11 protein-coding genes are annotated in these 11,638 nt (G+C 42.3%); 2 read left to right on the top strand and 9 right to left on the bottom strand.

The features are described 5' to 3' along the window. Nucleotide 1: 1 nt before the first annotated feature. The 6 genes from I8J31_RS08230 to I8J31_RS08205 form a co-directional block, all read right to left on the bottom strand. A complete protein-coding gene (locus I8J31_RS08230; protein WP_199467800.1) occupies nucleotides 2-322 on the bottom strand; it encodes a (2Fe-2S)-binding protein in 321 nt (106 codons plus the stop codon). Next, entirely contained in the window at nucleotides 312-1,412 is a 1,101-nt protein-coding gene (locus tag I8J31_RS08225; RefSeq protein ID WP_199467799.1) for an NAD(P)/FAD-dependent oxidoreductase, read from the bottom strand. Before I8J31_RS08225 ends, I8J31_RS08230 begins: the two co-directional genes overlap by 11 nt. Before the next feature lie 3 nt (nucleotides 1,413-1,415). Further along, nucleotides 1,416-2,213 (bottom strand): ABC transporter permease, encoded by a 798-nt coding sequence (locus I8J31_RS08220; protein WP_199467798.1) that lies wholly within the window; start codon nucleotides 2,211-2,213, stop codon nucleotides 1,416-1,418. After that, nucleotides 2,210-3,085 (bottom strand): ABC transporter permease, encoded by an 876-nt coding sequence (locus I8J31_RS08215; protein ID WP_199467797.1) that lies wholly within the window; start codon nucleotides 3,083-3,085, stop codon nucleotides 2,210-2,212. The genes I8J31_RS08220 and I8J31_RS08215 overlap by 4 nt, the downstream gene beginning before the upstream one ends. Further along, entirely contained in the window at nucleotides 3,085-4,146 is a 1,062-nt protein-coding gene (locus tag I8J31_RS08210) for an ABC transporter ATP-binding protein (protein ID WP_199467796.1), read from the bottom strand. Before I8J31_RS08210 ends, I8J31_RS08215 begins: the two co-directional genes overlap by 1 nt. Before the next feature lie 221 nt (nucleotides 4,147-4,367). Further along, nucleotides 4,368-5,405, bottom strand: a complete 1,038-nt coding sequence (locus I8J31_RS08205) for an ABC transporter substrate-binding protein (protein ID WP_233402661.1) — start codon at nucleotides 5,403-5,405, stop codon at nucleotides 4,368-4,370. Nucleotides 5,406-5,548: 143 nt separating this feature from the next. Here I8J31_RS08205 and I8J31_RS08200 point away from each other — a divergent pair, with 143 nt between their 5' ends. Then, nucleotides 5,549-6,451 (top strand): LysR substrate-binding domain-containing protein, encoded by a 903-nt coding sequence (locus tag I8J31_RS08200; RefSeq protein ID WP_199467795.1) that lies wholly within the window; start codon nucleotides 5,549-5,551, stop codon nucleotides 6,449-6,451. Between the two features lie 147 nt (nucleotides 6,452-6,598). On the opposite strand, the gene I8J31_RS08195 is transcribed toward I8J31_RS08200, so the two are convergent. The 3 genes from I8J31_RS08195 to I8J31_RS08185 form a co-directional block, all read right to left on the bottom strand. After that, the gene (locus tag I8J31_RS08195) at nucleotides 6,599-8,095 is read right to left on the bottom strand and encodes an FAD-dependent oxidoreductase (protein ID WP_233402660.1); all 1,497 of its coding nucleotides are present in this window, start codon (nucleotides 8,093-8,095) and stop codon (nucleotides 6,599-6,601) included. A 112-nt stretch (nucleotides 8,096-8,207) separates the two neighbouring features. Beyond that, complete coding sequence (locus I8J31_RS08190) at nucleotides 8,208-8,738, bottom strand: P-loop NTPase family protein (protein WP_199467794.1); 531 nt, start codon at nucleotides 8,736-8,738, stop codon at nucleotides 8,208-8,210. A gap of 244 nt (nucleotides 8,739-8,982) precedes the next feature. Further along, nucleotides 8,983-10,587, bottom strand: coding sequence for an esterase/lipase family protein (locus I8J31_RS08185; protein WP_233402659.1), 1,605 nt, complete (start codon nucleotides 10,585-10,587; stop codon nucleotides 8,983-8,985). 316 nt (nucleotides 10,588-10,903) lie between these two features. Here I8J31_RS08185 and I8J31_RS08180 point away from each other — a divergent pair, with 316 nt between their 5' ends. After that, entirely contained in the window at nucleotides 10,904-11,626 is a 723-nt protein-coding gene (locus I8J31_RS08180; protein WP_199467793.1) for a polyamine aminopropyltransferase, read from the top strand. The last annotated feature ends 12 nt before the right edge of the window (nucleotides 11,627-11,638 follow it).

The following is an 11,638-nucleotide window of genomic DNA, read 5'->3' as shown; positions in this document are numbered from 1 at the left end:
TTTAGAGTCCTTGTTCTGCAGAAGCATTAAATTCGATGGTTGCCATGCCCAATTGACGCTCGATTTTCATTCCCTCTGCTACTTCGATCATGCAGGATTGCTGGTTATGCATACCGTCAATAATAAGGAGACAATCAAAGCAAACCCCCATCATGCAAAATGGCGTTCGTGCTTGTCCTGATACTGGTGTTTCGCGAAATTGCTTAACTCCAGCCTCTAACAAAGCCGCGGCAACGTTAAGGCCTTTACGCACTACTAACGTTTCACCTTCAAATTGAATTGTGATGGTTTGAACTTCACCAGAAGTCACTTTAGTGAACATAAAATCTCCTTTCACTGAATTTTTCTAGGGAAAAAGGTAATTCTCCTTCTCTAATAAAGCTTGCAAAATCAAGAGCATGAGCAGCTGAAAGCGTCACGCCACTATGACAAGTTGCCGTAAACGCCCCGGGGTATTGAGTCGATTGATCGTAAATAGGCAAGCCGTCTGGACTCATGATGCGTAATGCTCCCCAAGCCCTAACGATGCGTAATTTTTCTAAGTAAGGGAAAATATCGCAGGCACGTTGCGCAATATCATGCATAACACCGGAACTTGTCCCAGTATCAAAACCAACATCTTCATGAGAGTCTCCTAGGAGCACACTGCCATCACCTGTTTGCCGTATTAATGACGTCGGATAATCCAAGAAAGGGGCGGTTTTTTCGGTGACTAATATTTGCCCTCGTTGCGGATAAAGAGGCGTCGTTAAACCCAGTTTAGGAGCCAGTTTTTCACTCCCCAAACCTGCAGCTAATACCACTTGAGTAGCGGTTTTCACATACGACGTTGAACTTACCGTAAAGACGGAATCATCAAATGTAATATCAAGAACGGACTCAACCAACAAATCCCCTCCTTTGCTTTTGAAAGCAACATGCAGAGCACGTAGTAGAAGCAAAGGGTTAACATGTCCATCGAGCGGACTATAAGACGCGCCTTTTACCTCTGGGCCGATAGCCGGTAAGCGTTCTAATAACGAATGTCGATCTAACATTTCATAGCTAAAATCCCCCTCACTTTCTTCCGCGAGTTGGGACATTTGCGAAGTACGAGACTCAAGTTCTTCATCACTAAGACAAAAATGGAAACCGCCTGATCGGGAATAAGCTATGTCTATACCGCTTTGTTCTTGCAGTTCTTTTCCATACTGCTCCCAAAGTTCTGCTGAACGCCTTGTCCAATCGGCATACTCTGGGCTTCCAATGCCTTTTCCTTGCACCCACACTAAACCAAAGTTGCCTACCGCTGCTCGGATCGCATCATCGCCTTGATCAAACACAGCCGTTTTTTTACCCAACCGCTCAAGACCATAAGCAATGGACATACCTACAGTCCCGCCTCCCACCACGATGACATCATAATCAGGCATGGCTTACTTACCTTTCCCGACAAGAATTTTGTCCAAACCATAAAAGCGATCCAGCAAGAACATGACTGCCATCGTAATAAAGATCATCAGGGCAGAAAGAGAGGCAATTAAAGGATCAATGGTTTCGGTAATGTGCGCGTACATCTTGACGGGAAGCGTTGTGGTGCTTGGTGAGGCGACAAAAACACTCATGGTGACTTCATCAAAACTGGTGATAAAAGAAAGCACCCACCCACCAACAACACCGGGGAGAATCATAGGCAAGGTAACATGACGAAACACAACCCAGTTTGATGCCCCTAGAGAAACAGCCGCTTTCTCAGCCCTCTGATCTAGACCTACAACCGAGGATAAAACCAACCTTAGCGCATAAGGCATCACAATAATGACATGAGAAAGCACTATCCCTATAAATGTGCCGTACCAGCCGATAGTGGTTAAAAAACTCAGAAAAGCGACGCCCAGAACAATATGAGGCACCATCATTGGTGATAGAAAAAGTGCCATAAATACGCTCCGCCCTTTAAAATCATAACGAGCAAAAGCAAGCGCGGCAGGAACCGCAATGAGTATCGCGATAGTCGCCGAAACAACCCCTAATTTGATACTCAAATAAAAGGCATCAACAAATTGAGAGTCCTCAAAAATGGCTCTAAACCAGCGCAATGAAAAACCATTCGTTGGCAGAGAAATATAGCCATTTGAGGTAAAGGCAACCAAGCAAATAATAACCAGTGGTGCCAACATAAATGTCAAAAAGACGATATTGAATAATAGCGCGAGAGGTGAATTCTTATTCATTTGAATGCCTGCGAATATTTGCGTTCTATAAACTTGTTGTAGGTTGTGATGATGATGACATTAGCCACCAATAACAGTACGGCGATGGCAGCACCTAATGGCCAATTCAACGTACCTAGGTACTCATCATAAGCAGTTGTAGCAACCACCTTTAACCGACGACCACCGAGAATAGAAGGCGTCGCAAAAGCACTCGCTGTCAACGCGAACACAATCAGACTTCCCGATAAAATACCCGGCATGATTTGTGGAACAACAATTTGACGGAGCACAATAAAAGGGGAAGCCCCTAAAGATAAGCCGGCGTTCTCAATCATAGGGTCAAGCTTTTGTAACGAGGCCCATACCGAGAGAACCATAAAAGGAACCAAAACATGCACAAGGGCAATGATGACGCCAGTATTGGTGAACATCAGCTTTATAGGAGTATCAATGACACCTATGGCCAGTAAGCTCTCATTTATAACGCCTTTACTACCAAACAAAATAGCCCAGCCAAGCGTACGCACCACAACCGAAACCAATAAAGGACCAAGAATAGCCAGCATGCAAATCGACTTCCAACGACCACTCATACGATGGAGAATATAAGCCTCTGGTGTACCTAATAAGACACACAGCACGGTCACAGCAATAGACAATGCAAAAGTACGAAAGAAAATGCCGTGAAAATATGAATCACTTAATACTTCGACATAATTCGTGAAGGAAAACTCAGCAACAACACCGCCCCTATCTACATCGTAGCTGTAAAAGCTCAGCATAAGCGTCATGATCAAAGGAATCATGAAAAGCCCTATGTACAATAACAAAGCGGGTGAACTCAAGAGATAAGGTCGAACCTGATTAACAGGGTTTGATAGAGTATTCATTAGGCGACTTCCCTAGTCAGTAACCTTACTTCACTTGGTGTCCAGTCAAGCCCCACCACACTGCCTTGATCGATATCTATATGGCTAGTATTCAAGCTCACGACAGAGAATTCTCCGATGCTTGTTTCCACCTGAAAAACCCACTGATTGCCAAGAAAAATTCGACTACTGATGGTGCCATCAATAACGCCTTTCCCTTGTGCTACAAATCTAATTTTCTCCGGCCGAATTGAAAAGTCGACCGCCTGCCCGATGGTATGATCTGTATTATTAGCAAGCAGGTTTAGTCCAGAAACATCAATGGATGAAAGCCCATCATTGGCATCCTTGATGCTGCCCTCAAATACATTCGATTTGCCTAGAAACTCCGTCACAAAGCTATCGCGAGGGTGTTCGTACAAAGCAAAAGGTTTATCTATTTGTGCCAATCGGGCTTTATTCATCACCGCCACACGATCACTGAGCGCCATCGCCTCAGACTGATCATGGGTAACAAGAATGGTCGTTGTCCCCAGAGTACGTTGAATAGAACGCAACTCTGTCTGCATATCCTCACGAATTTTGGCATCCAACGCAGACAGCGGCTCATCAAGTAACAAAACTTCGGGACGAATCACCATGGCTCTGGCTAACGCAACACGCTGCTGCTGCCCACCCGATAACTCACGTGGGTAACGATGAGCAAAATCTTTTAAATGCACCAAGGAAAGAATTTCACGGACACGTTCATCAGATTCTACTTTATCAATTTTTCGCATTTTCAAACCAAATGCCACATTGTCAAAAATGGTCATATGATGAAATAAAGCATAGCTTTGGAACACAATACCTAAATTTCGTTTACTCGGTTTAAGGTGAGTAACATCTTGATTATTGATCAAGATCCGCCCTTGTGTAGGAGTAACAAATCCAGCAATCATTTGTAACGTGGTCGTCTTGCCACAACCTGAAGGGCCCAATAAAGAAACAAACTCTCCTTTCTCTACATTTAAGTTCATACCCTCAACGGCAACAAAATCGTCAAACCTTTTAACCAAACCTTCAAGACGTAAAAACGACATATCAAACACCTGATAACTTTATAAAAAAAACAATGATTTAAAAAATTCGTTAAAAACAACTGGATATTAATACACGCAAAAATATTGCGCGCGAGGCTAAAGTCTCTATCGCGTTTTCTCTACCCAAATAAATAAAAATCGACAAAAACCCATTAAAAAAATCGAGTGAGGTAACGAACTCATTACCCCACCCGCTTAAGTGGGAGGATTTCTAAAAGACGCTATTTTTCAACTTGACGGGACCATTGCTTGGTCCACTTTGCTCGAACTGGGTTTATCACGGTCCAATCTACTGTTTGAAGCGCATTGATTTTTTCTGGACCATAGGGAATGGAATCGCCTAGCTCTTTAGGAAGAACTGTTTTCATATTGGTTGGTCCCCAACCTTTTACTTCGGCAATTTGTTTCTGTACGTCAGCCGTCAGTAGATATTGAATCAAGCTTTGCGCAAGCTCTGGCACATCACTATTAACAACCGGACAAGTTGCTATCATTAGCGCCACGCCACCTTCTTTAGGATAGACAAAACCACCAGGAAACCCTGTATCGGAAAGCGACTTCATCCGACCACTTCCCCATGAGGCAAGTGCCACTTCTTTCGTTTGAAATAATTCAGATAACTTGCCTGAAGACGGTTCAAACACCAAAACATTCGATGCAATCTTGTCGATCATTTGGTCAAAACCAGGCTGAATATTGGTTTCACTACCGCCATTAAGACGTGCTGTCATGACAAGCGCATGGAGGCCATAGGTATTAGAAACAGGAGGAACAACAAGCTTCCCTTTGTATTTAGGGTCCGCTAAATCAGCCCATGAAGTAGGTGCATCCCAGCCTTTTGCTTTGAATACTTGCTTGTCATACGCTAAACCCGTTACGACAAAGCCCAAACCAACGGCTTTTTCTGTCTTCATTTTGGCAATATCGTAGACATCATTAAATATAGAAGCATCTTTAATGTCGGCGCAAAAACCTAAAGAGATGGCTTTATACATAGGGCCATCATCAAGGAACACCACATCAAGTTCTTGGTTGCTTTTTTGTGCCTGAAGCTTAGCCAACGTTTTAGTTGAATTGCCCGGCACATAAACAACTTTGGCATTGTTAGCTTTTTCCCACACTGGAAGAATTTTTTCCATCATGAGTTTTTCGGTTGAGCCACCGTAGGCTCCTAAATAAAGCGTTTTCGTTTCTGCCATAGCTGGTGTAGATAACAATGCTGCCGCGACAAGACCACTAGCACATATAGATAGCTTCATATTGAAATTCCTCTAGTTTCGTAGGGTTATTTAGGGTGCTATTCCATACTACGCAAAGAAAGGTATTAAGCAATTATCAATTATCTATCACTGTATGTTTAAATGTTATAAGGTTTTAACTACATTTTTGCGAGGAAACCACTATGTTAACCTTTAGAATGATCGAGGCCTTTCGTGCAGTCATCATTAATGGCAGCATTAGCGAAGCCGCAAATTATATGTGCATATCGCAACCCGCCGTCAGTCGATTAATCAAAGACCTTGAAGATCAAATAGGCTTTAAATTATTTGATCGGCGCCATGGTAGGCTATTTGCAAACGACGATGGTCTCGCATTTTATGAAGAAGTTCTAAGATCCTATATAGGCTTAAATAGAATTGAGAAAACCGCTGAGTACATTCGAAAACGAGAAATTGGTGAACTCAAGATCGCCAGTTTATCTACGGCTGGTTTGAACGTCATGCCACAAGCCATCGCGCAATTTTTACAGTTATACCCTGGTATTAAAATAAGAACTCAAACCCTAAACTCCAGCATCATCATTAAGCAATTAACCTCATCACAGATTGATATTGGCTTTGTAGAGTCATCCCATTCTGGTGTTTCACTTCAAAAAGGCCCTGAATACCATTTAGATTCAGTCTGTATTCTTCCACCCGGACACAGACTCGCCACAGAAACCATTATCAAACCAGAGCATCTAATGAATGAGCCTTTTATCTCATTGGGAATAAATTCTAAATATCGTTTTAAAATAGACACCATTTTTGAGACTGCGGAAATTAAGCGAGTATTACAAATAGAAGCCCCTGAAAGTAAGATGATAGGCTCATTAGTATTGGAAGGCTGTGGCGTTTCTATTGTGGACCCAATGACAGCAGCGACGTTGAATAAACAAGGCCTTATAGTAAAGCCTTTTTCACCAACCGTGCCTTTTTCATTCAAAGCACTCTCATCATCGCAATCCTCTAGAAATACATTAGTGAATGCATTCTATGAGGTTTTCAGCAAAGTACTTTCAGAAAAAATTAAATTAATAAAATGAGGCCTAATAACAATATTGGTAACAGATAATAAAAAATCGCTAAAAAGATAATTACACCTGAATTTAGACATTTCAGGTGAGTGCATTCATTTTAGGAATGCGGAATTAAACACATTTTCTAAAAGGATGCCTTAATTTTTATCCGTTTTAATGCCGCTCTTCCTTAAGCAAACGCCCTCTTGGCGCGTCACCCTCTTTTAGCACAATATCAGAATGCAAAAATTCTGCGGCCTCTGCGGAGCCTTCTACCTTAATGGCACTGCGCTCTAACATCTCTTCTTCGTATTGCGCTAATACACTTTTCCTAATGCCCTCTTCCCGCCAGTTTGATAAAGCCCAACAACCTTTTGTGATACTACGAGCCAATGCTAAAGCATCCAACAGCGCCTGATTCGCCCCTTGTCCTTTGAATGGACTCATAGGGTGAGCCGCATCACCAATCAGCGTCACGTTACCCGCTTTTTCTAATAACTCAGACCTTAGCAATTCACGATCATAAACAGGGTACCCAGACACCAACTCAGCCTGAGTTGCCATTAAAATCTGAGGGATTGGATCATGCCACTGAGTTCGTAGGCAAGCTTCTTCTTTCAGCGCTTTCGCCCCCAAAGCACTCAAGGCTTTCGCCTCTTCTTCCGCCATAGGAAAACTCAGCTGCCACATCACAGAATCTTTATCATAGGGCATGATGTAAATACGCTCATTGCCATTCGCCGTTTGAAACACCGTCGCCGAATCCAACAAATCACTTTCAAGACCATCAAGGTTAGACAAAGGGCAAATACCCAAAATCACAATACAACCAAGATAGCGCAATGGCGTGGTTTCATCACCAATGACATGCTCACGCACCACGCTGCGAATGCCATCGGCCCCGACCAAAAGATCGGCCTTAACCTGCTTCCTCTCCCCCTCTACCTGCCCCTTCACTAAAAAGGTCAGATCAACGCCATCGTCACATTCTTTAAAGCCTAACAGCTGGTGACCCCACTGCACCCCATCATGCCCGCCAAGCTGTTCAAGCAAGGCTAAGCGCAAAGATTGGCGCGCAATATGAATATTCGTTCTTTTCGGAGAAGCCTTCTTTACAGACAATTGCTCAGCGGACTCAATCCATTTCCTCATACCCCATTCACCCACTACTTTTCCTTCGGGGGTATGCACTAGGTGCCTTGTGGAAACCACGCCTTTTTCTAACGAGAAAATACCAAAACCTTCAATAGCTTTACTGGCTTGCTGTAATGTCAGCCCATAGCCTTGAGAACGAACATCAAAACCGCTGTCTCGTTCATAAAGGGTAAAAGGAATACCACGATGCAAACAGGCCACAGCTAACGCAACGCCACCTATGCCACCGCCAACAATGGCAACATGAGGATACTCTTCTGTATTTTCGAGAGGAGGCTTAAGCGCAGAAATCAAACCTGAACCCGCACAATTCAAACACAGTTCAAGGTGCCCCTTAGGACGAACAGGTGCAATACCTTCACCATTAGAGGCTTCAAATTCAGCCAGCGCTCTCTGATAGCTAAGCCGCACCTTCTTACGCAGGCTTCGACTTCTTTTGCCACGTCCCTGACACTTAGGACAAACCGCCCAACTAGCCTCTTCATTTTTCACTTTATTCGCTTCTTCTTGATTCAACTTGATCTTAATTTCCCCTTCATAAGAGAAAGGTCATCGACGGCATCTGACTATAGTAAAATTAAGCTCAGAGTATATTCTATTCTGCGCTCAATACAGCGTAACCCCATATTTAAGAAGCTCGTCCTTTTTCAGTATATTTACCTGTAAAGCGGTTTAACTCAGTAATCGAGCGAATAACATACACAGACTTCTGCTCTGATATTCTTTCTAATTTTTGTCTGAAATCATGGTTCCAAAATGTTGGGCTCAGCCTTAGCATTTTATAGCTTTGCACCGTCCCCTTTAAAACGGAGCTGCCATCTGGCCAACCTTCAGGTTTAACCAGCAAGCCTTTTACCAGCCGCTTTGTCACTAACCAATAGCTTGTGATATAAGGCAAGTCTATATAAACCAGTGTATCAGCAGCCTCCAATCGCTTATTGAATGAGCCAAGCGGCCCAAAGCCATCAATGATCCAGCTATCCGAGGATAATAATTTTTCATGCTCCTCATTGAACGTCTCTCTGTCTACCAGATCGCCATTCTTTTGATAAACAATAGAATCTAACGCATGCAATGTTATGCCTGTCGCTGATGCCAAATTCTTACACAAGGTGGACTTACCGCTACCAGGTTTACCGAACACAGCTATTTTATTCATATTCGCTCCATTAGTTTTCATTAACCTCATGAGACAGGAACAAAAAACCCGCCTCTTGGGCGGGTTTGACAAATTATAAGCACATCAAAAACCCACCATTCCTATGGAATGATGATAATTCGAGCTATTTTTTTCGTCGGATTTATATTCATAAATACATATTGATTGGATAGAAATTTAATGTCAACGGCCAAGTGAGTGGAAAATATTTCTGAAAAATACCGCTCCTTATTTAGCAATTTATCTAATGCAATACTTTGTTAGATTGCTCTTCCAAAACACGATCAACCAGTTCAGGGTATTCCCTCATAAACTTTATAAATTCTATCTCTACATTCTTAGTGGCTACTCTCTTCCCTTGAAGAGCTTGAATGTAGCGCCCTTGCTGAGGGTTAATAGGCATTATGACCCCTTTAGCTAACAAAACAATATACTTCCCTGCATAGCGAATTAAATGCTGGCTGAAAGGGCTATAATCATCTGTTAATTCCACATCGAAGCCACCATTAACCAGTAATGTCATGTGTGATTCTGGAAAAATATTTTTCACACCGGCCATACTTTCCAATAGCTGAAGAATCATTTCTTTATTTTCTAAAATACCAATATGACTACTGTTAAAACCAAACTGATTATGAGATTGCCTTTGCGCTTCTGGACGTAATTGACTAGATAGCGGTACAACACCATCGCTGTTTTCACCTAGTTTAAGCATACTCGAATTGCCATAGGCGTAGAATAATTGGTGATTAACAATTTCAGGTAGTGGTTGCCTGTAAAGTTCTTTTATAAACTGACTAGTTGGATTTAAATCTTTCCATGATGGCAATACAATCAAGCCATGTTTCTCACCTAAAGCGGCCGAAGGGTGACCGCCGAGTGGACTTGCTAAGCTAACGAACAATTCAACTTTATTTTCTTTTCCCTCCCTTTGGTATTTATTAAAAGCTTCGCGAACGATAAGTCCACCCATACTATGAGCGACCACAATCATAGGCATATCTCGCTTGGGAATCACGATCCCCGAGAGAAAAATATTATAAAAAAAATCCGCTAACTGATCTAAATCACCACCAGAAGGGTAATAGAAAAACCAAGCTTGGTAACGGTCTTTATCCATACTTTCAATAATGGGTTTAAATGATCTCGGGCTACCGCCAATTCCGTGTACAAAAATAACAGGAATTTTATGCGCAACGTCTTCTTGTAAAGCATAGAACATGGTGGGTGCATGCTCTAGAAATGAAGCAGGATCATACATACCCATCGTTGAAATATTTTCATCAAATATTGGGTCATCAAGGTTACGGATGGTGCCTGTTGGATAATACAGAGATTGCTCCGTCTCAATAATGTCAGGCATGGCAATAGATTCAGCCCAAATAACTTTAGAACTTGCCGTTATTTCTATGTCTACATCTTTGACTGTTTTTTCCGGATATTTAGCAATATCTAGAACAAGTTCTCTCATACCTACTATTTCAGATTGATGAAACACCCTGTCTCTATTGATATCTGCATAAATCAGTAAAGTGTAAGCACCTTCTGGAAGGTTCAAACCGTAATGTGTTCCAGTCCCCTTAAAGAACATTGTGCCGACTCGTTCATGCTGTTTGTATTTACTGGAGTAAGCCGCGACAGCCATAGATACGTTTGAATAGTTATCTGATTTGGCAATAGATTTTCCCCAAATAAAAAACGTTTGCTGATCTAGCATGTGTTTTAAATTGACTTGACTGGGGTCAGCATTTTGAATTTTTGTATATTCTTTCTGAATGCCTGAATATTTCAGATAGCTGCATGACATCAGCATAAAAGCAAAACAAATAGTGATAATGTTTTTAATCAAACCATATACTCTAAATAATTTGTCTCTGGCATCAACGACAATATAATGTAGATAGCATTAAAATCTAACAATGCACGTTTAGACGTTACTTAACAGCATCACAGCACCTTACCTTTTTAAAGTCTCGAAGCTGAAAAATATTATTCATCGATACTAAAACGCCTTTTCATTTTTCACCAGTATAAAGTTGAATTAAGAGAAAAGCAGCCTCAAAAGCCTCCATCCACCTCGTTGAAGATAATAAAAGACGCATCGGGCAGTGATACCATAATCCATGTATAATCCTCGCCCTTATCCCTTTTAGGACACACCAAACATGTCATTTTTGTTTGAAGAAATTGATAGCCAAGATTCCCCTTTAGGTGAAATTTCCCTGCGCAGACGACGCATACCGGCGTTTGGCGACAGAGACATCTATGAAGTCAAACTGGGCGAAGAGTTTCTCATGTCGAGCATGTTTGTGGATGCAGAAGAAGCCTTATCCACCCTTGGCTTAGCGCAAGTACAAGGCGAAAACCTAAGTGTTGTAGTCGGTGGACTCGGTTTAGGTTACACCGCCGTAGCCGCTTTAAAAGATGAGAGAATTTCAGAACAACTGGTGGTGGATGCGTTAGAAACCGTTATAAGCTGGCACCAAAATGAACTCGTGCCTTTAGGAAAAGAGCTTAATGCAGACAAACGCAACCGCTATGTATTGGGCAGTTTTTTTGACTTAGCCATCGACCCAAGCACAGGTTTTGACCCTGAACACGCAGGTAAAAAGTTCGATGCCATTTTGCTAGACATAGACCACTCCCCTACCGAATTCCTCAACCCAGCCAACGCCGACTTCTACACCACCGAAAACCTATCGCGCATGGCGGCACAACTTAAATCGAAAGGCGTATTCGCCATGTGGTCGCAGAACCCACCGGAAGACAATTTTATCGCCTTACTAAACACCGTATTTGAACGAGTCGAATCACATCTAGTCACCTTCGATAATCCATTCCAAGGCGGAAAATCAACCAACTCCGTCTATGTTTGTGTGAAAGCATGACTGACTACAGAA

It is taken from the genome of Marinomonas transparens (assembly GCF_016463975.1).
Taxonomy (GTDB): domain Bacteria; phylum Pseudomonadota; class Gammaproteobacteria; order Pseudomonadales; family Marinomonadaceae; genus Marinomonas; species Marinomonas transparens.
Note: the sequence above shows the minus strand (reverse complement) of the source record. Positions and strands in the feature narration are given on the sequence as shown.